Origin of the sequence: Microbacterium sp. AG157, assembly GCF_003385695.1 — a bacterium.
Taxonomy (GTDB): Bacteria; Actinomycetota; Actinomycetes; order Actinomycetales; family Microbacteriaceae; genus Microbacterium; species Microbacterium testaceum.
Genome location: NZ_QRDK01000005.1, coordinates 1 through 22,469 on the forward strand (window position 1 = coordinate 1; position 22,469 = coordinate 22,469).

A 22,469-nucleotide genomic window follows, 5' to 3' on the forward strand; every position below is an offset into this window, starting at 1 on the left:
GCCCGGTGGGGCGGGGGGCGCCCCCCCGGTCCCGCGGGGGGCGAAGGCGGGGGGGGGGGGGGGGGGGGGGGGGGGGGCCGGGGGGGGGGGGGGGGGGGGGGGGGGGGGGGGGGGCTCGCGGCGCGCGCCGGTGTCGGCGCCCCGCCATAGACTCGAACGGACGGAGGTGCGCATGATCGACACGACGGAGGAGGCCGGGTTCTCGGCATCCATCGATCGCGCCGTCGACGTCCTCGCGGGTCGCAAGATCGCCGTGCTGACGGGGGCGGGCGTGTCGACCGACTCGGGTATCCCCGACTACCGCGGCAAGGGGGCACCCACACGCACGCCGATGACGGCGCAGCAGTTCCTCTCGAGCGCCGACGCCCGTCGCCGCTACTGGGTGGGCAGTCACCTGGGCTGGAAGGTGTTCGCGGCCGCGCAGCCGAACGACGGCCACCGTGCCCTCGCCGACCTCGAGTCCGCGGGAGTCGCGAACGGCGTCATCACGCAGAACGTCGACGGTCTGCACGTGCGGGCGGGCAGCGGCCGGGTGGTCGAGCTGCACGGCACCATGCGCCGGGTCGGCTGCTTGCAGTGCGGGCAGGTGTTCGACCGCCGCGATCTGGCGGAACGCGTCGAAGCCGATAACCCGTGGATCTCGCTGCCCGAGAACGTCGAGCTGGGCCCCGACGGTGACGTGACCCCGGCGTCGGCCGACGGGTTCGTCGTCCCGGTGTGCTCGGTGTGCGGGGGCACGCTCAAGCCCGACGTCGTGTTCTTCGGCGAGTTCATCCCGGTCGAGAAGTTCCGCGAGGCCGAGCAGCTGGTCCATGCGAGCGAGGCTCTGGTCATCGCCGGTTCGTCGCTCGTGGTCAACTCCGGCATCCGACTGGTTGAGCGGGCGCGGCGCAGGCGCCTCCCGGTGGTCATCGTCAACCGCGGAGAGACCCGCGCCGACCAGCGAGCGGCGGTCAAGATCGACGGCGGCACGACGCACGTGCTGCGCGCCCTCGCCGACCGGCTGCCGGCTCTGCTCTGAGGCTCGGCTCCTCTCGCGCAGCGACCTCCCGGCGAACGGCGACGCTGTGATCGCGCGACGACATCGCAGCCGCACGCGCCCGCCGGGAGAGGCGGCCCGCGCCATCCGGTGCCGCGCCCACCGCCGTCACCGCTCCCGCGTGAAGCCCACTGCTCCGCCGTCGAGGAACGCCCGGTGCGCCCCGCGCACGGTCATGCCGGTGAGACGCTCGATCGCGGAGGTCGCCCCGGGGCGCAGCTCGTCGTGGCGGCGCACGAAGACCTCGTGGGCGCGGGGGGCGTTCCACCCCGCGGGCAGCAGGTCGGCCGGCAGGTCGGGATCGGTGAAGGGGAAGCGGCGGTAGTCGTCGGTGAGGCGCACGCGAGCCACCAGGGCATCGTCGTGGGTCCCGCCGTCGACCGGGCTGTCGTGCTGCGCCACGAACCTGCCGTACAGCGCGTCGAGCGCGTCGAGGTCCCACCCGCGTGCGGCGATCGATCGGTCGTGGTCGAGGTCGCCGCTGCGGCTGAGGAACACGTCGGAGCTCACGCCGTTTGTCTCCATCAGATCGCGCGCCGCGGCCATGCGGTCGCCGGGTGCGACCCAGATCGCGGGCTGCAGCTGCCCGAAGCCCAGCCAGGTGAGCTGTTTGCGCACCTCGTCGCGGGCCGAGCGGTCGCCCGCGCGCGTCGCGATGAGCGTCCATTGGCCGTCCCACTCGCCGGATACGTGCCGGAAGATGCGTTCGCGTCCCTCGTCGAGCAGCTGCCAGGCCTTGGGCGAGAGCACGTAGGTGGTCAGGCGACCGTCACGGCGGGTCTCGAACCACCCCTCGGCCCGCAGGCGCGACATCACCACGCGGGTGGTGGCCGGTTCGACCTCGAAGAGCTGGAGTACGTCGCTGAGTCCGCGCAGCGGAGCCTCGCCGTCGCCGCAGTAACGGAAGTAGTCCCCGAAGAGCGTGAAGACGAGAGAGCGGGGGCGCATGCGAGAACGTTACCCGACCATTATGTAACGAAGTGCTGGCGCCGAACGTTTTTATGTTGCATACTCGTTGCGTCGTGACGGTTCGACATTCTCAGCGAGGAGGCTGACATGCGTATCGCAATCATCGGAGGCGGCCCGGGCGGGCTGCTCTTCGCCGCCCTGGCCGCGCGGAACATCCCCGGGGCTCACGTCGACCTGTTCGAGCGCAATCGCGCCGACGAGGCATTCGGCTTCGGCGTCGTCTTCTCGAACGCGACGCAGAGCGGAGTGGATGCCGCCGACTCGGCGCTGCGCGAGACCCTCGACGCGTCGGGGGTGCGGTGGGACGCCATCCGCGTCACCGCGAAGGGCGAGACCATGACCTTCGCCGGCAACGGCATGGGCGCCGTGCTGCGCAAAGATCTGCTCGCCGCCCTCCAGCAGCGGGCCGTCGCCGCCGGGGCGCATCTGCACTTCTCCGCCCCGCAATGCATCGACGAACTCGGCGACTACGACGTGATCGTGGCCGCCGACGGAGCGAATTCGCAGACGCGCGCCGCGATCGGCGACGACACCCTGGGGGTGACGTACGAGACGGCCGCGGCGAAGTTCATCTGGTTCGCCACCGATGCCCCCTTCGAGGGCCTGACGTTCCTGCACACCCACGCCGAGGGTCTTCCCGACGACGTCGCCGGCGTTTTCGCGGCGCACGCCTATCCGATCGGCGGCGGCCTGTCGACCTTCATCGTCGAGACCGACGAAGACACCTGGCGCGCCGCCGGTCTCGACGCCTTCGCCCCCGCCACTCCCCCGGGCCCGAGCGACGAGCACAGCCAGCACCGGCTCGAGCAGATCTTCGCCCCCCTCATCGGCGGCGCACACCTCATCGGCAACAACTCCCGGTGGGGCAACTTCCGCACCATCCACGCGCGCAGCTGGCACCGCGGCAACGTCGCTCTGCTCGGTGACGCCGTGCACACCGCGCACTTCTCGGTCGGCAGCGGCACGAAGATGTCGCTCGAAGACGCCATCGCCCTCGCCGACGCTCTCGTGGCGCACCCCGACGACGTCGAGGCCGCGTTCCTCGCGTACGAGGGCGTGCGGCAGCCGCAGGTCGCCCGCATTCAGGGCGCGGCGCGGCCGAGCCTGTCCTGGTGGGAGAACTTCGGGACGTACTTCCACGCGTTCGAGCCCTGGCAGTTCGGTTTCCACTTCTTCTCGCGCGCCCTCCCCGCGGCCAAGATCGCGCGCCGCGACCCGGATGCCGTGGACCGTGCCCTGCGACAGTGGCAGAACAGGCACGGCGCCCCGCCCCTCGAGTCGGCGGTGACGGGGCTCCTCGACAGACGTGTTCTCGACCGCGACCAGCTGCCCCCGGTCGTGACGGTCGCGGCGGGCGACGGCATCCGTCCCGACGACGCCGTGCGCGAGGCCCTCGCCGGTCACGCCGACGCCTCGGCTGTGCTCGTCACGGGCGGCAGCGCGCTCGATCGCCAGCTCACCGCCGAGGCCGCTCGCCTGCGACACGGCGTGGCGGCGATCATCGACGAGCCCGAATGCGACGAGGATCGCGCCATGACCCTGGTGCTCTCGGGCCGCGCGGATGCGGTGCTGCGATGAAGACGCGCGAGGGGACGACGCCCTGGCCCGCCGACGTCGCCGCGCGGTACCGCGCCGAGGGGCTGTGGCAGGGCCGCACGCTCGGTGACGCGTTCGCCGAAGCCGCACACGTGCACGCCGACCGGGTCGCTCTCGTCGACGACGAGGTCTCCCTGACCTACACCGAGCTGCACGACCGGGTCGAGGCGTGCGCGGCGCGCCTGATCGATCTGGGCCTCGTCCCCGACGATCGCGTCGTCGTGCAGCTGCCGAACCACTGGACGTTCGTCGTTCTGACGGTCGCGTGCCTGCGGGCCGGGATCGTGCCGGTCATGGCGCTGCCCGCCCACCGCGAGCACGAGTTGCGACACCTGGTCTCGGCATCCGAGGCCGTCGCGCTCGTCACTCCCGACATCCTGCGCGACTTCGATCACTTGGCGCTCGGCCGCGCTCTGCGGGCGTCGAGCCCGACCGTGCGGCACCTGATCGTGCTGAGCGACGATGACGACGCTCCCGACGCCGTCAGCCTCAGGGCCCTGTGCGCACCGTCCGACGACTCGATCCGCGGTCGGGCGCTGCCGAGGCCGGATGCCACCGACGTCGCCGTGTTCCTGCTCTCGGGCGGCACGACGGGCCTTCCCAAGCTCATCGCCCGCACGCACGACGACTACCTCTGCAACATCGTCCTGACCTCGCCGCCCTCGGCGGTCGATCGCGACACGGTATACCTCGCGACGCTGCCCATGGGACACAACTTCCCGCTCGCGTGCCCCGGCATCCTGGGCACCCTGCTCGCCGGCGGCACTGTCGTGCCGTTGGGTTCTCCGCGGCCCGAGCGCGCATTCGCGGCCATCGAGCGGCACAGGGTCACCCACACCGCCGCGGTGCCCGCGGTGGTCGCCTCGTGGCTCGATCACGCCGGCGCCGTGGGGTTCGACGCACTCGGGAGCCTGCGCGTGCTGCAGGTGGGCGGAGCGCGCCTCGCCGACGAACTGGCCGAGCGCGTCGTGCGGGGGCTGCCGGGCACGCTGCAGCAGGTGTTCGGCATGGCCGAGGGGCTCATCAACGTCACGCGGCTCGACGATCCGGTCGAGGTCGTCGTCGGTACGCAGGGGCGTCCCGTGTCGCCCCGCGACGAGCTCCGCGTGGTCGACGAGACGAGCGGGCTCGACGTCGCCCCGGGCGCACCCGGCGTGCTGCTCACCCGAGGCCCCTACACGCCGCGCGGGTACTACGACGCTCCGGAGACGAACGCGCGCTCCTTCACCCCCGACGGCTACTACATCACCGGCGACATCGTGCGCCGGCGTCCCGACGGGAACCTCGTCGTCGAGGGACGCAGTAAAGACATGATCAACCGCGGCGGCGAGAACATTTCGGCCGAAGAGGTCGAGAACCTCGCTTACGCCCTAACGGGGGTGCGCCTCGCCGCGGCGGTGGCCATGCCGCACGACACCCTGGGTGAGACGGTGTGCCTGTTCGCCGTGCTGTCCGACGGACACGACCTCGATCTCGGCGCGGTGAGGGCGCACTTCGATGCCTGTGGCGTCGCGGCGTTCAAACGCCCCGACCACCTCGTGACGGTGACCGAGCTGCCGTTGACGAAGGTCGGCAAGATCGACAAAAAGGCCCTTCGCGAACGTCTCGTCGCCGAGCGGTCCGCCGAGCTCACCGCATCCTGACCCGGAAGGAGCGTTCGATGTTCATCGACGCCGCGGGGCTCTCCCCCGCCGACACGTACCGCCTGCTGGTCGGATCGGTCGTGCCTCGCCCGATCGCGTGGGTGACGAGCGGGCGGGAGCCCGTGAACCTCGCCCCGTTCAGTTCGTTCACCTGGGTGAGCCAGCATCCCGCGATGCTGGGCTTCACTGTCAACAAGCGCGCGAACGGCCGCAAGGACACCGTGCGCAACATCGAGGAGCAGGGCGAGTTCGTGGTGAACATCGCCGACGAGGCGATGCTCGAAGCGCTGCACGCGAGTTCGGAATGGATGCCGCCGGAGGTGGGCGAGGCCGACCGCCTGGGTCTCGCACTCGCGGAGTCGCGCATCATCGGCATCCCGGGCCTGGCCGACGCCCCCGTGCGCATGGAGTGCCGTTACCACTCAACGACCGCATTCAGCCCGACGGGCGGCGAGTTCGTCGTCGGCACGGTGGTCGCCTGGTCGATCCGCGACGACGTCGTGCGGCTCGGCTCGACCGGTGCGGCCAGCATCGACACCGAGCTGCTGCGGCCGATCGGCCGTCTCGCCGGCCCGCGGTACACCCCGCTCGGCGAGGTGGTCGAGCTGCCGCCGGTTCCAGGCGGGTGAAATACTCCACGCGTGAGACCCCGTGGGGTCTGCACGGGGCCCCGTGAGACGTCGACTCACCCCGGCTCGGTAGCGGAGCGCATCAGCGTCGGACGACCTCAGGTGTCCGAGATCGAGCACGGCGATCTCGAGAACACGAAGGTCCGCACGATCCGGGGACACCCGGGGCCGACGGCGGCAGCTTCGTCATCGAGGACGTCACGGGCGACGCCCGGGCGCAGGTCACAGAGTTCGGCGTGGGCCCCGCGCGCGCCGTCCCGCAGTTCCGCTCGGGTGACATCCGCCTGCGAGTCGCGTCGCCCGACACGGAGCACGTCCGCGAGCGGTCGCGACGGCGCGCCCTCAGAACCAGCGCGCGATCGCCGGCAGCTTTCCACCGCCCACGACCCGCAGCCGCCGCGCACCGCGGCCGGCGAGCCAGCGCGCAAGGTCTGCCGCGGCGCCCTCGACCACGGGGCCGCCCTCGCCGTACTCCCCCGGTGCGGCGTCTCGGTCGGTCGCCCGCAGCACCACCGCGCCGGGCTCGCTGCGGCGCGTCCAGGCGCGCAGCACGTCGGCGATGATGCCGTCGACCATCTCGGGCGGGAAGTCGAGGAACGAGCCGCCGTTGTCGAGGTCGACCGCGTGCACCCAAACTTCCTTGGCCCGCATCCACGCCGTCTCGCGCGCGGGCACCGTGCGTCCCTGCGCGGTGACGACCTCGGCATCCCACTGCGCGTCGGTGAGATCACGCCACTCGACGTCGAGGTGCACGGCGGCGTGGTCGACGAGGTGGCGCAGCGCGCGGGTCGGCAGGGTCGCGCCGAGCACGATCTCGTCCCACCGCTGCGTGTCGGAGGCGTACATGCGGTTCTCCACGCCCGTCCGCGCCCATTCGACGAGTCGGGCGACGGCACGGGCGTTGTAGCCGACATGCGCCACGAGGTGACGACGCGTCCATCCGGGCAGCAGGCTCGGCGCGTCGAGGTCGGCGTCGTCGAGCTGCATGAGCCGCCGGGCGAAGTACGCGGTGCCCCGGCGCGCGAGATCGAGGTGCGCGTGCGGGGCGGCGTCGGCGTCGTAGCGCGCGCCCGCCCCCTGCCGCTCGCGCAGGGCGAGCTGCTCGGGGCTCAGCGGGGCGCCGCTCACGGCTCTTCCGGGACGAATCGGTTGGTCAACGTCCCGATCCCGTCGATCGCGACCTCGACCACGCTTCCGGATGCCAGATACTCGCGGGGTTCGCGGGCGTGCCCGACGCCGCCGGGGGTTCCGGTGAGGATGACGTCACCGGGGCGCAGGGTCGTGATGGTCGAGACGTACCGCACGAGGTCGACGGGGCCGTGGACCAGGTCGTGGATGTCGCCGACCTGCTTCTGCACGCCGTCGACGGTCGTGGTCATCCGGGCGTCGAAGGGAATCTCCTCGGGGGTGGCGAGCACCGGCCCGAGCGGCGTCGAGCGCTCCCATGTCTTGCCCTGCAGCCATTCGCGGGTGCGGAATTGCCAATCGCGCATCGAGACGTCGTTCGCGATGGTGTAGCCGGCGATCGCGTCTTCGGCCTCCTCGTCCGACGCACGGCGCACGGTGGCGCCGATGACGACCGCGAGCTCGCCCTCCCAGTCGATCTCGGGGCTCTCCGGCGGCAGGGCGATCTCTTCACCGGCCGCGGCGAGGGTGTCGGCGAACTTCGCGAACAGCACCGGATACTCGGGCAGCTCGCGCTTCATCTCCAGGATGTGGGCGCGGTAGTTCAGACCGACGCACACGATCTTGCTCGGTGCCACGATCACGGGCGCGTAGCGCACGGCATCCAGCGCGATGACCGCCCCCTCCAGCGACGCCACCGCCGATGGAGCCCCGGCGCGCAGCACGGCTCCGACGTCGGCGAACCCCTCCAGCACGACAGCGCGATCGCCCTCGACACGGGCGGCGGCGGTGTCACCGTTCCACAGGATGGTGCAGAGCTTCATGGACGATTCCCCTCGACGACTCCGGTATACGGAGCGATCGCACCGACGGCCGGGAGAGTTGTGCGGAGCGTCATCGCCGCCTCCCCCCGTCGCGGGCCGTTCGCCCGGTGTGAATCGGAGAGGTTTCTGCGCGGGGTCATCGGTCGGTCTCCTCTTCGAACTCGCGGTACAGTCCCAGCCCCTCGAAGATCGGGGTGTCGCTGAAGTGGAACAGGTCGAGGCGCGTTTCGGCCTGAACGCGGAAGCGGCACCAGCTGGGCACGACGAAGATGTCGCCGTGCTCGACGGTGTGCTCGGTGTCGCCGAGCAGGACCCGTCCGGTGCCGTCGAACACCTGGTAGACGTTGGAGCCGACCTCCTGTCGCACCGGCGTCGAAGCCCCCTCGCGCAGGCGGTGAAACTGCGCGCGGATGGTGGGCATGACGTCTCCCCCAGTAGTGGGGTTCGCGAAGCGCACGGCGGCGTGACCGGGACCGACGGTGGCCGGCATCCCCTCCTTCTCGAGCAACAGCTGGTCGGTCAGGGCGGCGTCGGTGTGCTCCCAGCGGTAAGCGCCGATCGGGCTCGACACGGTACGACGCAGGCCGGCCAGCGGCAAGAGGCCCGGATGCGCCCACAGGCGTTCCGAGCGGGAGTAGTTGGGGGTCGCCTCGTCGGTGACCCTCTCGGAACCGAACTCGAAGAACCCCGAGTCCATCTGGTACGCGAAGGGGATGTCGAGGCCGTCGATCCACGTCATCGACTCGTCGGTCTCGTTGTGGTGCCCGTGGAAGTGCCAGCCCGGGGTGAGCAGGAAGTCGCCGCGGCTCATCCGCACCGGATCGCCGTTGACGACGGTCCAGACGCCCTCGCCGGAGGTCACGAAGCGGAAGGCGTTCTGCGAGTGCCGGTGCTCGGGTGCCGTTTCGCGGGGGCCGAGTTGCTGGATCGCCGCCCACAGCGTCGGCGAGATGTAGGCGCGTCCGCCCATTCCGGGGTTGGCCAGACCGATCGCACGGCGCTCTCCGCCGCGCCCGACGGGCACAAGATCGCCGGCGCGCTCGGCCAGGGGCTGCAGGGCGCTCCACCGCCAGACCCACGGCAGGGCCTTGGGCTGCGGGGTCTGCGGCATGAGGTCGTCGAGCTGCGTCCACAGGGGAATGAGGTGTTGCTCGTCGAATCCTCGGTACAGGGCGCGCAGTTCGGGGGTGTCCTCGGGCTGCATCGCGTTCTCGACCGGGGTGATGGTCTCGCTCATCGGTCCTCCTCGACGTCGGCGTGGTTCCAGGTTGCATTACTTCGCTTCGTTGCGCAACGCACTTTTGTCACACGTTTCGACGAGGCGAGACATTTTCCTTGCGCAAGACACGAATCTGTTACACCATGTCGCCACGGGATGCCGCGGCACGGCGCCACGGCCCCGGTGAGAGCATCGACGCCGATCTGCAAGGAGGCAGAGCATGTCCGAACTCGAGCACCACGCGACCACTTCGTCCGATGGCACTCCCATCTCGTACTTCCGCCGTGGCCGGGGGCCCGCGCTCGTGGTGACGCACGGGAGCATCGCGACGAAGGAGCAGTGGATCCCCGTCAGCGAAGCGCTCGCCGAGCACGTCACGCTCTACGTGTACGACCGACGCGGCCGCGGCGGCACCGGGGATGCCGGTGCCTACTCCCTCGCCCACGAGGTCGCCGACATCGCCGCGATGAGGGAGGTCGCCGGCCCCGGAGCACACCTCCTGGGCCACTCGTTCGGCGCCCTCGCCACCCTCGCCTACGCGCGCGAGCACGGCCTCGGCGGCGGCACTCTCCTCGCCTACGAGCCTCCGCTCGCCGTGCAGGGCCCCGTCGCGGGCGACCGCCTCGCCGGTTACCGAGAACTCGTGGATGCCGGTGACCTCGACGCCGCCCTCGAGTACGCGCTCGTGAACTTCGTGCGCGTGCCCGCCGAGGCGATCCCGTTCGTCCGCGAGACACCGCTGTGGGGCGCCAGCGTGCCCCTGACCCCCACGTGGGTGCGCGAGCTCGCCGAGATCGACGCCCTCGGCAGCGACCTCGCGCCCTACGCCGAGATCGACGACCCGACCCACCTCATCGCGGGCACGGCGACCACGTCGTTCCTGTATCAGTCCGCTCACGATCTGGCGAACATCATCCCCGGCGCGGGCATCACCGACATCGAGGGCGCCGATCACTTCGCGCACCTCGCCGATCCGCGGGGCTTCACCCGCGTCGTGGTCGACGCGCTCGATACCGCCGCGGTCGTTCGGTAGCCCCCGCCCCCGGACCGGCCCCCGGCGCGCGCCCCGACCGCGCCGGGGGCCCCACGAGTCGGGGCGGTTCCGCCGTCCATCGGACCGCTCGGGCGCCCGGAGCCTGCGCGCGCGGCACGAGGGGCGGGCGGTGGGTACAGGCGGCGGGGTGCGCACCCCACCCCCGGGTTAGGCTCGAACGGTGACGATCCTGACTCTGGTGCGACATGGCGAGACCGCGTGGAACTACGAGGGGCGGATCCAGGGCTCCACCGACATCCCCCTGAACGACACCGGTCGTGTGCAGGCGCGCGGTATCGCCGAGACCCTCGCGGCTGAGTACGCGGGGCGCGACGTCATCGTCGTGTCGAGCGATCTCGGTCGCGCTGCCGAGACCGCCGACATCATCGCGGCGGCCCTCGGCACCACCGTGTCGCGCCGCTTGCCCGGATTGCAGGAGCGCTCGTACGGCGACGCCGAGGGGATGGACGCGCCGACCTTCTACGAGACCTACGGCCCATGGCACGCGGCCGACGTCCCCGGCGCGGAGACCTGGCCGGTGGTGCGCGAGCGCGCTCTCGCCGCGATCGCCGAGGCCGTGGCATCCGCTCCCGTGGGCGTCGACGTGATCGCCGTCGCCCACGGCGCACTCATCCGCGAGGTCATCATGTTCGCCACCGACGGGGAGTTCCCGCGCGAGGGCGAGCGCCTGCCGAACTGCTCGGCGACGACGTTCCGCCTCGAAGGCGACCGCTGGGAGATGCTGGCCTACGCCGGCGTCGCGAGCTGAGATCCCCGTCTCCGCACAGACCGGGCGTCGCGCGAGAACCTGAGGGGTCTCCTCACGACGTCGCGCGTGCCACCACCGACCGTGCGTGCCGCAGGATCGGCTCGTCGATCATGCGTCCCTCGTAACGGAACACGCCCCGCTCCCCCTCCGCTGCGTCGAGCACTCCCCGCGCCCAGGCGACGAGGTGCGCGCTCGGGGCGTACGCCTCGCGGATCGTCGCGACCTGCCCCGGGTGGATGCACGCCGTGGCGGCGAAACCGGATGCCGCGGCATCCCGAGCCTCCGCGGAGAGCCCCTCCAGGTCGGCGATGTCGACGTGCACGGCGTCGATGGCCCGCTTGCCGAAAGCCCCCGCCGCCAGCAGCACGCGCGCCCGCGCCAGGCGCGCGACGTCGCGGTAGCCCCCGTCGTCGCGGCGGCTCGAGGTGCCGCCCAGGCTTGCGACCAGATCCTCCGCGCCCCACATGAGAGCCACGACCTGCGGGAGCGCCGCGAGCTGCTCGGCGTGGACGATCCCCCGTGCCGTCTCGCACAGGGCGATCACCTCGAACCGCTCGAGCAGACCGAGGGATGCCGGGTCCTCGGCCTTGGCGACCATCACGCGTCGCACCCGGGTGTGCGCGAGGGCGGCCAGGTCGTGCGCGAAGTCCGGCGTCCGCGGCCCGTTCACCCGCACGATCACGCGCTCGGGGTCGGGGTCGGCGGCGATCATCGCGTCGCGGGCCGAGGACTTGGCGTCCGCGGACACGGCGTCTTCGAGGTCGAGAATCGCGGCATCCGCCCGCTCGAGGGCTTTCGACAGCCGTTCGGGCCGGTCGGCGGGGACGAACAACAACGCGGGGCCGAGGGTGAACGCGCGGGTCACCTCGCTCACGCCCGCCCCTCCAGCGCCCACACCAGCACCGTCCGCGTGGCGGTCGCCACGACCTCGCCGTTCTGCGAGCACCCGGTATGAGCCATGACCACGACGCCTTGACCCGGACGGGATGCCGAAGAACGCACCGACACGATCTCGGTCTCGGCGGTGAGGGTGTCACCGACGAACAGCGGCGCGGGGAAGCTCACGTCGGTGAGCCCCAGTTGCGCGACGAGCGTGCCCTGCGTCAGCTGCGCGACGGAGAGGCCGACGAGGGTCGACAGCGTCCACATCGAGTTGACGAGGGGTCGACCGAAGGGCTGGGTCGCGGCGTACGCGGCATCCAGGTGCAGTGCCTGTGCGTTCATCGTGAGGGTCGTGAACACGACGTTGTCGGCATCCGTCACGGTGCGGCCGGGGCGATGCGCGTACCTCTCACCGACGACGAACTCCTCCAGGTACAGGCCGCGCTGCTCGATCATGCGGCAACGGTACCCGTGAGCCCCAGCGCGCGCGAGATCACCATGAGCTGCACCTCGGTGGTGCCCTCGCCGATCTCGAGGATCTTCGAGTCGCGGTAGTGACGGGCCACGGGGTACTCGTTGATGAAGCCGTTGCCGCCGAACACCTGTGTCGCGTCGCGCGCGTTGGCCATGGCGGCATCGCTCGCCGTCATCTTGGCGACGGCGGCGTCGACCGTGAAGGGCTTGCCGGCGTCGCACAGGCGCGCGGCGTGCACCCACGCCAGGCGGGCGGTGTGCACGCGGGCGTGCATGCGGGCGAGCAGGAACTGCATGTTCTGCCGGGTGGACAGGCGTTCCCCGAACACCGTGCGACTGCGGGCGTAGTCGACGGCCGCTTCGAGGCATCCCTCTGCGGCTCCCGTGGCGAGGGCGGCGATCGCGACGCGGCCCTCGTCGAGCGTGCGGAGGAAGTTCTTGAACCCGTGCCCGCGCTGACCGAGCAGGTTCGCCTCGGGCACCCGCACGCCGTCGAACGTGAGGGGGTGCGTGTCGGAGGCGTTCCAGCCGACCTTGTCGTAGGCGGGGCCGACGGTGAAGCCGGGTGTGCCGTTGGGCACGATGATCGTCGAGATCTCGGGGCGCTCGTTCGTGCGGCCGGTCACGGCGGTGACGGTGACGAACCGGGTGATGTCGGTGCCGGAGTTGGTGATGAACTGCTTCGACCCGTCGATCACCCACTCGCCCCCCTCGAGTCGCGCGGTGGTGCGGGTGGCGCCCGCATCGCTGCCCGCCTCGGCCTCGGTGAGTCCGAATCCGGCGAGAGCGCGACCCGCCACGAGGTCGGGCAGGTACTCGGCCTTCTGCGCATCGGTGCCGTAGCGGTAGATGGGCATGGCGCCCAGGCCCACCCCCGCCTCGAGGGTGATCGCCATCGACTGGTCGACGCGCGCGACGCCCTCGATCGCGACGCACAGACTCGCGTAATCGCCGCCCTGCCCGCCGACCTCCTCGGGGAACGGCAGGCCGAAGAGCCCGAGCTCCCCCATCTGCTCGACGAGATCGAGGGGCAGCTCGTGCGCGCGGTCGGCTTCGTACGAGCGCGGCGCGATGACCTCGTCGGCGAACTCGCGCACCATCGCGCTCAGTTCGCGTTCGTCGTCGGTGAAGGCCTGCTGACTGTCGATGCTCACGGGAGGGTCTCCTTGTGGGAAGGGATGGGGTCGGATGCCGGGATCCCGGCGAGATCGTGCGGCTCGGAGGGCGCGGGGGTCACCGAGGCGACCACCGCATCGCGGGCGACCTGCGCTCCCGCCGCGGTGCGGAGTCGAACGACGCCGGCGTGGGGCGCGGTGACGGTGTGCTCCATCTTCATCGCCTCGATCGTGACGAGCCGGGCCCCCGTCTCGACCGTGTCTCCGTCCGCGACGTGCACCGCCACGACCGTGCCCGGCAGCGGAGCGACCAGATCGGGATCGAGGGTTCCCGGCGCGCGGCCGACCGCGGCCCGGCGACGCTCGGCGGCCGCTCGACGCGAGACCGGACGCAGGCGATGCGCTCCGCCGTCGGCATGCACCCAGAACTCCCCCGGGCCACCGGTCACGAGGGCCTCGACCTCGGCCGGCCCGACCGCGCGCACGACTCCGGCGTCGTCTTCGAGGAACACGCTCCGACCGGGCGCCGCTGCCCCGGCACGCCACGCGCCGACGCGGCCCCAGACGGAGCCGTCGGCCGGGGAGCCGGCATCCACGACTCTCTTCGCCACGGCAGCGAGTGCATCCGGCGTCGGCTCGACGGCGTGAGGCGTGCCCCTCCGGTCCAGCAATCCCGTATCCAGATCCCCCGCGCGCACGGCCGGGTCGGCCAGCAACGCCCGGAGGTCGGCGATGTTCGTGTCGACGCCGAGCACGACGGTCTCGGCGAGAGCGGAGTCCAGGCGGGCGATCGCCGTCTCGCGGTCGGGGCCGTGCGCGATCACCTTGGCGATCATCGGGTCGTACAGAGAGCCGATGACGCTGCCGGTCTCGACGGCACTGTCGACGCGGGCGGATCCCGGATGCCAGAGGCTCACGGTCCCCGTCGCGGGGAGGTAGCCGCGCGAGGGCGTCTCGGCGTACACGCGCGCTTCGATCGCGTGCCCGTCGAGACGAACCTCGGGCAGGTCGAGCGCGAAGCCCGCGGCCACCCGCAGCTGCTGCTCGACGAGGTCGATACCGGTGACCATCTCGGTCACGGGATGCTCGACCTGCAGGCGCGTGTTCATCTCGATGAAGAAGGGTTCGTCGAGGCGGTCGCCCGCGACGAGGAATTCGACGGTGCCCGCGCCGAGGTATCCGACGCTGCGGGCGGCGGCGACGGCGGCCTCCCCCAGCCGTCGGCGGGTCTTTGCGTCGACGACGGGCGAGGGGGCCTCCTCGATCACTTTCTGGTGCCGTCGCTGCAGCGTGCATTCGCGCTCGCCGAGCGAGAGCGTCGTGCCGTGCGCGTCGGCGAGCACCTGCACCTCGATATGCCGCGGGCGTTCCAGCAGACGCTCGAGCAACAGGGTGTCGTCGCCGAAGGCCGCGGCGGCCACGCGGCGGGCGGTGGCGAGCGCGTCGGCGAGATCGTCGGGGCCGGTGGCCACGGTCATGCCCTTGCCACCTCCGCCCGCGGAGGGCTTCACCAGCAGCGGGTATCCCGCGCGATCCGCCTCGGCGGCGATCTGGTCGTCGCTCAACCCCTCGGCGGAGAACCCCGGGACCGTCGGCACCCCGTGGGCGGCGACGTGCTCCTTCGCGCGGATCTTGTCGCCCATCACCTCGAGCGCCTCGACCCCGGGGCCGACGAAGACGATCCCGGCCGCGGCGCACGCGCGGGCGAAGCCGGCGTTCTCGCTGAGGAAGCCGTACCCCGGGTGCACGGCATGCGCCCCCGACGACACCGCGGCGGCGACCACCGCGTCGACGTCGAGATACGACGGCACGCGCAGGGCGTGGTCGGCTTCACGGGCGTGGGGCGCATCGGCATCCGCGTCGGTATGGACGGCGATCGAACGGACGCCGAGACGGCGGAGCGTGCGGAACACCCGGCGCGCGATCTCACCGCGATTGGCGACGAGGACGGACGAGAACATGCGGGGCGGATCGACGCGCGGCGCGACGATGTCGCGAACGGGGCGGTCAGGCATCGCCGTCATCCCCGATCACATCCGGAAGAGGCCGAAGCCCCGGTCGGCGAGCGGCACGCGGCTGACGACGTCGAGCGCGAGCCCGAGCATCGTGCGGGTGTCGACGGGGTCGATCACGCCGTCGTCCCAGAGTCGAGCGGTGGCGTAGTACGGACTGCCCTGCTCCTCGTAGCGTTCGCGGATGGGTTTCTGGAACGCCTCGTCGTCGGCATCCGTCCACTCCTCTCCGCGCGCGGCGCGCTGCTCGCGGGTGACGGTGGAGAGGACGGATGCGGCCTGCGCCCCGCCCATGACCGAGATACGGCTCGAGGGCCAGGTCCACAGGAACCGCGGGTCGTACGCGCGCCCGCACATGGCGTAGTTGCCGGCGCCGTACGATCCGCCGACGAGGACGGTGAGCTTGGGGACGCGGGTGGTCGCGACGGCGGTGACCATCTTGGCGCCGTCTTTCGCGATGCCCCCGGCCTCGGCATCCCGCCCCACCATGAACCCGGTGATGTTCTGCAGGAAGAGCAGGGGGATGCCCCGCTGATCGGCGAGCTCGATGAAGTGCGCGGCCTTGAGCGCCGACTCGCTGAAGAGCACGCCGTCGTTGGCGACGATCGCGACCGGGTGTCCGTGCAGGCGCGCGAAGGTCGTGATGACGCTCTCGCCGTACAGCGCCTTGAACTCGTGCTGGGTGCCGGCGTCGACGAGGGTGTCGATGATCGCGCGCATGTCGACGGGCTGACCGATGTCGGCGGGGACGATGTCGTACAGGTCCTCGGGGTCGCGTGCGGGGTCTTTCACGGTCTCGACCGACCAGACCGGCGCCGCGGTTGGCGGCAGGGTTCGCACGATGTCGCGCACGATCTCGAGAGCGTGCTCGTCGTCGTCCGCGAGGTGGTCGACCACCCCCGAGCGACGGGCGTGCAGATCGCCGCCGCCGAGCTGTTCGGCGGTGACGTCCTCGCCGATCGCGGCCTTGACCAGGGGTGGTCCGCCGAGGAAGACCGTGCCCTGATTCCGCACGATCACGCTCTCGTCGCTCATTGCCGGGACGTAGGCGCCACCGGCGGTGCACGAGCCCATGACGGCGGCGATCTGCGGGATGCCGAGTGCCGACAGCTGCGCCTGGTTGCGGAAGATGCGGCCGAAATGGTCGCGGTCGGGGAACACCTCGTCCTGCAGGGGAAGGAAGGCGCCGCCCGAGTCGACGAGGTAGACGCAGGGCAGGCGGTTCTCGCGCGCGATGTCCTGCGCGCGCAGGTGCTTCTTGACCGTGAGGGGGAAGTAGGCGCCGCCCTTCACGGTCGCGTCGTTGGCGAGCACCATCACATGACGCCCGTGGACGAGACCGATCCCCGCGACGACGCCGGCGCCGGGCGCTCCACCGTCGTAGAGCCCGTGGGCGGCGAGCGGGGCGATCTCGAGAAAGGGACTCCCCTCGTCGAGGAGCCGGTCGATCCGGTCTCGTGCGAGAAGCTTGCCGCGGCCCGTGTGGCGATCGCGGGCGGCGTCCGACCCGCCGCGCGCGGCGCGGGCCAGAGTGGCGCGGAGCTCGCTGACGAGGTCGCGCTGGGTCGGCGCGGCGGCGGGGGTTTCCGTCGCGCGTCCGACCGCTCCTGTCTCGGAGGCCGCGGGCTTCTGCGCGACAGGCGGTGCCGCGTCGGACGCTGTCGCGGTGACCGGTGCTGTGCTCATGGCGGCTCCGTCTCGGCGCCGCATCGTCGACGGCACCGTCGTTCCCGTCGGGGTCGTTCCCGCGGGGTGGGGTTTCAGTTAATGTTGACTAACTGAAATGCCAGGCTAGCCCGAGCGGATGCCGATGACAAGAGCGAACGAGAAGCCCACGGCCGTCGCGGGCGAGGCACGGACTCACGGGGCGGCTGTGCGCGTCCCCGTCGGCAACGCGCGCGACCGCGCCAAGGCCGATCGCCGCGCGGCCCTGCTCGCCGCCGCGGCGCGCCTGTTCGCCGAGCGCGGCTTCGACGGCGTGACCCTCGGCGACATCGGCGAAGCGGCGGGAGTGAGCGGCCCCGCCGTGTACCGGCACGTCTCGAGCAAGCAGGCGCTGCTCGGCGCGATCCTCGTCGACGTCAGCGCGCGGTTGCTGCAGGGCGGTCGCGCGGTCGGGGGCGGTCGCGCGGTCGAGGACGGTCGCGCGGTCGGGGACGGTCGCGCGGTCGGGGACGGTCGCGCGGTCGGGGACGGTCGCGCGGTCGGGGACGCTCCCGCGGCGCCGAGCGACGGTCCCGCACGGCGCCGTGCCGACGCCCCGTCCGCGGCGGGCGAGATCCCCCGCACCGACACGGACGTCCACACCACGGACGATCCGGACACCGTCCTGCGCGCGCTCGTCGACTTCCACGTCGCGTTCGCGGTCGCCGAGGCCGACGTGATCCGCGTGCAGGACCGCGACCTCGACCGCCTCTCCCCCGACGACCGCCGCGCGGTACGCGACCTGCAGAACGCCTACGTGTCGGTGTGGACGGCGGCTCTCGCCGCGAGAGACGGGGATGCCGAGTCACCGGCCGAGCGCCGCGTGCGCGCCCTCGCGTGCTTCGGCCTGATCAACTCGACGCCGCACAGCGTGCGGGGCGTGCCCGCGCCCCGTGTCCGCCTCACCCTCACCCGCATGGCCCTGGCAGCGCTGACGGCCTGAGCCACGGCATCCGCTCTGCCTCCGGGCGCCGACCTCCGCCGAGCTCGAGTGTCCACGAAACCCGGACACCCCCGGCACCCCGCCCGGGTGTTCTGGACACTCAACGCACCCGTCCCACCCCCGGCACCCCGCCCCGCGCGCCAGCCTCGAGTGTCCACGAAACCCGGATACCCCCGGCGCCCCGCCCGGGTGTTCTGGACACTCAACCAACAAACACCCGCCCACACCCCACGCGAGCGTGCACGACACGCCGGACGCAGCGCGGGGCTCACGGCGTGCCTTGGACACACGACACGCCCGTTCCCGCCGGGGCATCTCACCCCGCCTGCCGAGCTCGAGTGTCCACGAAACCCGGACACCCCCGGCACCCCGCCCGGGTGTTCTGGACACTCAACGCCCCCGCCCCACCCTCGGCACCACGCCCGGGTGTTCTGGACACTCAACGCACCCGCCCCACCCTCGGCACCCCACCCCGCGCGCCAGCTCGAGTGTCCACGAAACCCGGACACCCCCGGCACCCCGCCCGGGTGTCCTGGACACTCAACGAAGACACGTGCAACCCGCGCACGCGGGAGGTGCCGAGGGCGACCACTCCCCCGGCACCCGGTCCGCGGGTCCGAGCCGAAGCCCGCACCGACGACTCAGCGCAGCAGCATCGCGCGCCCGGGCTCGCGCAGCACTCCGGCGACGTCGGTGAGGAAGCGCGCCGCCTCGGCCCCGTCGACCAGTCGGTGGTCGAACGAGAGGCTGAGCGTGAGCACGTCGCGTAGCGCGATCTCGCCGTGATGCTCCCACGGTGTGCGCCGCAGGGCTCCGACGGCGAGGATCCCGGCCTCTCCCGGATTGAGGATGGGGGTGCCGGCATCCACTCCGAACACGCCCACGTTGGTGATCGAGAACGTGCCACCGGTCATCGCGGCGGGGGCGGTGCGCCCGGCGCGAGCGGTGGCGGCGAGGTCGGCGATCGCGTCGGCGAGGTCGACGAGGTCGAGGGCGTCGGCGTCGGCGATGACGGGAACCACGAGACCTCGATCGGTGGCGGCGGCGATCCCGAGGTTCACGTAGTGGTGCTCGACGATCTCGCCGGCCGCCTCGTCCCACTTCGCGTTGAGCGCGGGAGTGCGCCCGAGGGCGAGGCACACGGCCTTCGCGACGATCGCCAGCAGCCCGATCCTGTGTCCGTCGAGGGCGCGGTCGGTCTTGAGGGATGCCAGCAGCTCGGTCGTCGCGGTCACGTCCAGCGTGAGGAAGGTCGTCGCGTGCGGAGCGGTGAACGCGCTCTGCACCATCGCCGCCGCCGTGTGCTTGCGCACCCCGCGGATCGGCGTGCGCGTGATGCGGTCGCCGATCCGCGGGGCGGGGACGCTCGCGGGCGCGGCCGAGGGGGCCGGGTGTGCAGCCGTGACACGGGCGATGTACTCCTCGACGTGCGCGCGCGTGATCGTCTCGCCGGGATGGGCGGCCGCGACCAGGACGAGGTCGATGCCGTGATCTTTCGCGAGTTTGCGCACCGGCGGCGTGGACCGCGGACGCTCGACCGGAAGGTCGATGGGGCCCGTGCGCACGATGTCGTGCGGGGCTGCCTCGCGCACGGCGTGGTCGGTGTCGAGCGTGACGGGTGCGGCCCCGCGCGCACGGCGACGCGGGCGACTGCCCGAGGTCGGCGCGGCGCCGTAGCCGACGAGGTTCGGCGTCGCGCGCCCGGACGCCCCCGCCTCCGGTGCCGTCGTGCGGAGATCGTCCGCGACACGCCGTTCTGCGAGGTGCGGCGGCGGCACGTCGGCTCTCGACTGCGCGGGACGGTCGGCCGCGCCGATCGCCGTTTCCGCGGACTCGGCCGCCCGACTCTCGGCCGGCGCGTGTCCCGCGGGCGCCGCGGTGCCGGCATCCGCCCCCTCCACCGCGAACGACACGAGGGGCGAGCCGACCTCGACGACGTCTCCGGCCGCCGCGTGCAGCCCCTGCACGGTGCCCGCGTAGGGCGAAGGGATCTCGACGATCGCCTTGGCCGTCTCGACCTCGGCGATCGTCTGGTTGAGGGTGACGGTGTCGCCCTCCGACACGTGCCACTGCACGATCTCGGCCTCGGGGAGCCCCTCGCCCAGGTCGGGAAGCCGGAATTCGGTGATCATCGCACGACCTCCGATCCGGTGTTCCGCTCGAGCACGCGATCCACCGCGTGCAGGATCCGATCCAGATCCGGCACGTGGTGCTTCTCGAGCTTCGCGGGCGGATACGGGATGTCGTGCCCGGTCACGCGCTGCGGCGGTGTCTCGAGGTAGGGGAAGCACTGCTCGGTGATGCTCGCAACGAGTTCCGCCCCGACCCCCGCCTCGCGTGCGGCCTCGTGCGTGACCACGACACGCCCGGTCTTGCGGACGGATGCCGCGACCGTGTTCATGTCGATCGGCGAGAGCGAGCGCAGGTCGATGACCTCGAGCGAGACGCCCTCGTCCTCCGCGGCGAGAGCGGCGTCGAGAGCCGTACGCACCTGAGCGCCATAGGTGACGATCGTCGCGTCGGTGCCCTCTCGGGCGACGCGGGCGAGGTGCATCGGCGGGGCGTCGGCCAGGTCGGCATCCAGATCGACCTCGCCCTTGGAGTGGTACAGGCGCTTCGGCTCGAAGAAGACGACCGGGTCGTCGGAGGCGATCGCCTGCTGCAGCATGACGTACGCGTCCTGCGGGTTCGGCGCCGCGACCACGCGCAGCCCCGCGGTGTGCACGAAGTACGCCTCGGGCGACTCGGAGTGGTGCTCGGCCGCGCCCACGCCCCCGGCCCACGGGATGCGGATGACGAGCGGCATCCGGATCCGCCCGTTGCTGCGGTAGTGCAGTTTCGCGACCTGGCAGACGATCTGGTCGAATGCCGGGTAGACGAACCCGTCGAACTGGATCTCGACGACGGGCCGGTAGCCGCGCAGGGCGAGGCCGACCGCGGTGCCGACGATGCCGGCCTCGGCGAGCGGGGTGTCGACGACGCGCTGGGCTCCGAACCGCTGCTGCAGACCGTCGGTCACGCGGAAGACACCGCCGAGCTTGCCGATGTCCTCGCCCATGAGGAGGACTCTGTCGTCTCCTTCGAGGGCGCGCGCGAGGCCCGCGTTGATCGCGGAGCCGAGGGTGAGAGTGCTCATCGCGAGACCTCCTTCTCGTCGTTCTCGTGCGCCCGGGTGAGGCCCGCGTCGATCCCGGAACCACGCGTGACGGCGCTCATTTCTCGAACCCCGCGAGGTACTCGACGTACTCCGCTTTCTGTTGCGCGAGCCCACTGTGCGGTTCCGCGTATACGTGGTCGAACATCGTCTCGGGTGCGCGGGTCGTCGCTCCGATGCACGCCGCGCGCACTTCGGCGGCGAGCGCGTCGGCGGCTCGATCGACCTCGGCCATCCCGGAATCGTCGAGCATCCCTTCGGCGCGCAGATACGCCTCCAGGCGCGCGATGGGGTCGCGCTGCGCCCATTCCTCGACCTCGGCGGCGTCCCGATACCGGGTGGGGTCGTCGCTGGTGGTGTGCGGCCCCATGCGGTAGGTCACGGCCTCGAGGAACGAGGGCCCCTCACCGCGGCGAGCGCGATCCAGCGCCCACCGCATCGCGGCGACGCAGGCGAGGGCGTCGTTGCCGTCGATCCGCAGGCTCGGGATGCCGAACCCCGGCGCCCTGCCCGCGATCGGGTACTTCGCCTGGACGGTGACGGGTTCGCTGATCGCCCACTGGTTGTTCGAGCAGACGAACACCACGGGCGCGCGGAACGACGAGGCGAAGACCATCGCCTCGTTCACGTCTCCCTGGCTGGTGGCCCCGTCTCCGTAGTAGGCGACGGCGACGTCGGTGGAGCCGTCGCGCTGAGCACCCATCGCCCACCCGGTGGCGTGCAGGGACTGCGCTCCGATGATGATCTGGGGCGGAGCGGCATTGATGGTCGTGTGGTCGTAGGCCGAGTGCTCCTCACCGCGCCACGCGAGCACGTAGTCGGCGGGCTGCGCCCCGCGGCCCAGCAGGACGCCGTGCTCGCGGTAGCTGGGAAAGACGAAGTCGCCGGGGGCGAGGGCGTGCGCCGTACCCACCTGGGTAGCCTCCTGGCCGCGGCACGGAGCCCACAGCGCGAGCTGGCCCTGGCGCTGCAGGGCGACACCCTCGGCGTCGAGACGACGGGTCAGGACCATGTCGCGGTGCAGGGCTCGCAGCTCGTGCGGCGACACGTCGGCGACCCACGGGTCGAGGGTGTCATCGGCGATCCGCGAGCCGTCGGGCTCGAGAAGGCGGAGCACGTCGTCGACGCCGTCGTGCTCGTCGGCGCTTCCCGGGGAAGTGCCTCGCGTCTGGGTGTACGTCATCGTCATCCCTCCAGTGCGGCCGGGGCTCCTCGTGAGAGCCGGGGCGTACGGGTGCCGGCAGCACCGCCGACGGGGCCGACCGTACGCGCGGAATGCACCCCGCTCAAGACCTCGTCGTCATATTGAGCATCGTGCCCACCGCGACCGACCTTCGCG

Annotated in this window: 19 protein-coding genes; 7 read left to right on the forward strand and 12 right to left on the reverse strand. The window is 71.9% G+C overall.

Going from position 1 to position 22,469, the window contains the following annotated elements:
• Positions 1 to 172 precede the first annotated feature (172 nt).
• On the forward strand, positions 173 to 1,021 hold the full coding sequence (locus DEU35_RS15860; RefSeq protein ID WP_116240086.1) for a Sir2 family NAD-dependent protein deacetylase: 849 nt from the start codon (positions 173 to 175) through the stop codon (positions 1,019 to 1,021).
• A 126-nt stretch (positions 1,022 to 1,147) separates the two neighbouring features.
• Here the strand turns inward: DEU35_RS15860 and DEU35_RS15865 are convergent, their stop codons facing one another.
• Positions 1,148 to 1,987, reverse strand: a complete 840-nt coding sequence (locus DEU35_RS15865; protein WP_116240087.1) for a PaaX family transcriptional regulator C-terminal domain-containing protein — start codon at positions 1,985 to 1,987, stop codon at positions 1,148 to 1,150.
• A 108-nt stretch (positions 1,988 to 2,095) separates the two neighbouring features.
• Here DEU35_RS15865 and DEU35_RS15870 point away from each other — a divergent pair, with 108 nt between their 5' ends.
• Genes DEU35_RS15870 through DEU35_RS15880 form a run of 3 tightly spaced genes read left to right on the forward strand, consistent with a single transcriptional unit; the run spans position 2,096 to position 5,876 of the window.
• Entirely contained in the window at positions 2,096 to 3,586 is a 1,491-nt protein-coding gene (locus tag DEU35_RS15870; RefSeq protein ID WP_116240088.1) for an FAD-dependent monooxygenase, read from the forward strand.
• Entirely contained in the window at positions 3,583 to 5,247 is a 1,665-nt protein-coding gene (locus DEU35_RS15875) for a (2,3-dihydroxybenzoyl)adenylate synthase (RefSeq protein ID WP_116240089.1), read from the forward strand. Before DEU35_RS15870 ends, DEU35_RS15875 begins: the two co-directional genes overlap by 4 nt.
• Before the next feature lie 17 nt (positions 5,248 to 5,264).
• Positions 5,265 to 5,876: a flavin reductase family protein gene (locus DEU35_RS15880; protein WP_103209728.1), complete on the forward strand. Its 612-nt coding sequence runs from the start codon at positions 5,265 to 5,267 to the stop codon at positions 5,874 to 5,876.
• 342 nt (positions 5,877 to 6,218) lie between these two features.
• On the opposite strand, the gene DEU35_RS15890 is transcribed toward DEU35_RS15880, so the two are convergent.
• The 3 genes from DEU35_RS15890 to DEU35_RS15900 all read right to left on the reverse strand — a co-directional run bounded on the left by DEU35_RS15890 (position 6,219) and on the right by DEU35_RS15900 (position 9,062).
• Complete coding sequence (locus DEU35_RS15890) at positions 6,219 to 7,004, reverse strand: maleylpyruvate isomerase family mycothiol-dependent enzyme (protein WP_181904674.1); 786 nt, start codon at positions 7,002 to 7,004, stop codon at positions 6,219 to 6,221.
• A complete protein-coding gene (locus tag DEU35_RS15895) occupies positions 7,001 to 7,825 on the reverse strand; it encodes a fumarylacetoacetate hydrolase family protein (protein WP_103209730.1) in 825 nt (274 codons plus the stop codon). Before DEU35_RS15895 ends, DEU35_RS15890 begins: the two co-directional genes overlap by 4 nt.
• Before the next feature lie 136 nt (positions 7,826 to 7,961).
• Complete coding sequence (locus tag DEU35_RS15900) at positions 7,962 to 9,062, reverse strand: cupin domain-containing protein (protein ID WP_116240091.1); 1,101 nt, start codon at positions 9,060 to 9,062, stop codon at positions 7,962 to 7,964.
• Between the two features lie 202 nt (positions 9,063 to 9,264).
• Between DEU35_RS15900 and DEU35_RS15905 the strand changes: the two genes are divergently transcribed.
• Complete coding sequence (locus DEU35_RS15905) at positions 9,265 to 10,077, forward strand: alpha/beta fold hydrolase (RefSeq protein WP_116240092.1); 813 nt, start codon at positions 9,265 to 9,267, stop codon at positions 10,075 to 10,077.
• Positions 10,078 to 10,258: 181 nt separating this feature from the next.
• A complete protein-coding gene (locus DEU35_RS15910) occupies positions 10,259 to 10,846 on the forward strand; it encodes a histidine phosphatase family protein (RefSeq protein WP_103209738.1) in 588 nt (195 codons plus the stop codon).
• Between the two features lie 52 nt (positions 10,847 to 10,898).
• Here the strand turns inward: DEU35_RS15910 and DEU35_RS15915 are convergent, their stop codons facing one another.
• The 5 genes from DEU35_RS15915 to DEU35_RS15935 are packed head-to-tail and all read right to left on the reverse strand — an operon-like array spanning position 10,899 to position 17,015.
• Positions 10,899 to 11,711 carry a CoA ester lyase gene (locus DEU35_RS15915; RefSeq protein ID WP_116240140.1) on the reverse strand — a complete coding sequence of 271 codons (813 nt, stop codon included), beginning with the start codon at positions 11,709 to 11,711 and terminating at the stop codon, positions 10,899 to 10,901.
• A gap of 5 nt (positions 11,712 to 11,716) precedes the next feature.
• Complete coding sequence (locus DEU35_RS15920) at positions 11,717 to 12,184, reverse strand: MaoC family dehydratase (RefSeq protein WP_103209740.1); 468 nt, start codon at positions 12,182 to 12,184, stop codon at positions 11,717 to 11,719.
• Positions 12,181 to 13,356, reverse strand: a complete 1,176-nt coding sequence (locus tag DEU35_RS15925) for an acyl-CoA dehydrogenase family protein (protein WP_116240093.1) — start codon at positions 13,354 to 13,356, stop codon at positions 12,181 to 12,183. The genes DEU35_RS15920 and DEU35_RS15925 overlap by 4 nt, the downstream gene beginning before the upstream one ends.
• Positions 13,353 to 15,332, reverse strand: a complete 1,980-nt coding sequence (locus DEU35_RS15930; RefSeq protein WP_258873581.1) for a biotin carboxylase N-terminal domain-containing protein — start codon at positions 15,330 to 15,332, stop codon at positions 13,353 to 13,355. Before DEU35_RS15930 ends, DEU35_RS15925 begins: the two co-directional genes overlap by 4 nt.
• Before the next feature lie 15 nt (positions 15,333 to 15,347).
• A complete protein-coding gene (locus tag DEU35_RS15935) occupies positions 15,348 to 17,015 on the reverse strand; it encodes a carboxyl transferase domain-containing protein (protein ID WP_116240094.1) in 1,668 nt (555 codons plus the stop codon).
• 124 nt (positions 17,016 to 17,139) lie between these two features.
• On the opposite strand from DEU35_RS15935, the gene DEU35_RS17325 reads away from it, so the two are divergent.
• Entirely contained in the window at positions 17,140 to 17,976 is an 837-nt protein-coding gene (locus DEU35_RS17325; RefSeq protein WP_258873582.1) for a TetR/AcrR family transcriptional regulator, read from the forward strand.
• Positions 17,977 to 18,617: 641 nt separating this feature from the next.
• Here DEU35_RS17325 and DEU35_RS15945 read toward each other — a convergent pair.
• The 3 genes from DEU35_RS15945 to pdhA form a co-directional block, all read right to left on the reverse strand.
• Entirely contained in the window at positions 18,618 to 20,108 is a 1,491-nt protein-coding gene (locus DEU35_RS15945) for a dihydrolipoamide acetyltransferase family protein (RefSeq protein WP_116240095.1), read from the reverse strand.
• Entirely contained in the window at positions 20,105 to 21,112 is a 1,008-nt protein-coding gene (locus DEU35_RS15950; RefSeq protein WP_116240096.1) for an alpha-ketoacid dehydrogenase subunit beta, read from the reverse strand. Before DEU35_RS15950 ends, DEU35_RS15945 begins: the two co-directional genes overlap by 4 nt.
• A gap of 76 nt (positions 21,113 to 21,188) precedes the next feature.
• Positions 21,189 to 22,313 (reverse strand): pyruvate dehydrogenase (acetyl-transferring) E1 component subunit alpha, encoded by a 1,125-nt coding sequence (pdhA, locus tag DEU35_RS15955; protein ID WP_103210004.1) that lies wholly within the window; start codon positions 22,311 to 22,313, stop codon positions 21,189 to 21,191.
• Between the last annotated feature and the right edge of the window lie 156 nt (positions 22,314 to 22,469).

Bases quoted from the DNA above. Each gene is read 5' to 3' on its own strand.
- DEU35_RS15860 (WP_116240086.1), top strand. From the start codon at position 173: ATGATCGACACGACGGAGGAGGCCGGGTTCTCGGCATCCATCGATCGC.
- DEU35_RS15865 (WP_116240087.1), bottom strand. From the start codon at position 1,987: ATGCGCCCCCGCTCTCTCGTCTTCACGCTCTTCGGGGACTACTTCCGT.
- DEU35_RS15870 (WP_116240088.1), top strand. From the start codon at position 2,096: ATGCGTATCGCAATCATCGGAGGCGGCCCGGGCGGGCTGCTCTTCGCC.
- DEU35_RS15875 (WP_116240089.1), top strand. From the start codon at position 3,583: ATGAAGACGCGCGAGGGGACGACGCCCTGGCCCGCCGACGTCGCCGCG.
- DEU35_RS15880 (WP_103209728.1), top strand. From the start codon at position 5,265: ATGTTCATCGACGCCGCGGGGCTCTCCCCCGCCGACACGTACCGCCTG.
- DEU35_RS15895 (WP_103209730.1), bottom strand. From the start codon at position 7,825: ATGAAGCTCTGCACCATCCTGTGGAACGGTGACACCGCCGCCGCCCGT.
- DEU35_RS15900 (WP_116240091.1), bottom strand. From the start codon at position 9,062: ATGAGCGAGACCATCACCCCGGTCGAGAACGCGATGCAGCCCGAGGAC.
- DEU35_RS15905 (WP_116240092.1), top strand. From the start codon at position 9,265: ATGTCCGAACTCGAGCACCACGCGACCACTTCGTCCGATGGCACTCCC.
- DEU35_RS15920 (WP_103209740.1), bottom strand. From the start codon at position 12,184: ATGATCGAGCAGCGCGGCCTGTACCTGGAGGAGTTCGTCGTCGGTGAG.
- DEU35_RS15930 (WP_258873581.1), bottom strand. From the start codon at position 15,332: ATGCCTGACCGCCCCGTTCGCGACATCGTCGCGCCGCGCGTCGATCCG.
- DEU35_RS15935 (WP_116240094.1), bottom strand. From the start codon at position 17,015: ATGAGCACAGCACCGGTCACCGCGACAGCGTCCGACGCGGCACCGCCT.
- DEU35_RS17325 (WP_258873582.1), top strand. From the start codon at position 17,140: ATGACAAGAGCGAACGAGAAGCCCACGGCCGTCGCGGGCGAGGCACGG.
- DEU35_RS15945 (WP_116240095.1), bottom strand. From the start codon at position 20,108: ATGATCACCGAATTCCGGCTTCCCGACCTGGGCGAGGGGCTCCCCGAG.
- DEU35_RS15950 (WP_116240096.1), bottom strand. From the start codon at position 21,112: ATGAGCACTCTCACCCTCGGCTCCGCGATCAACGCGGGCCTCGCGCGC.
- pdhA (WP_103210004.1), bottom strand. From the start codon at position 22,313: ATGACGTACACCCAGACGCGAGGCACTTCCCCGGGAAGCGCCGACGAG.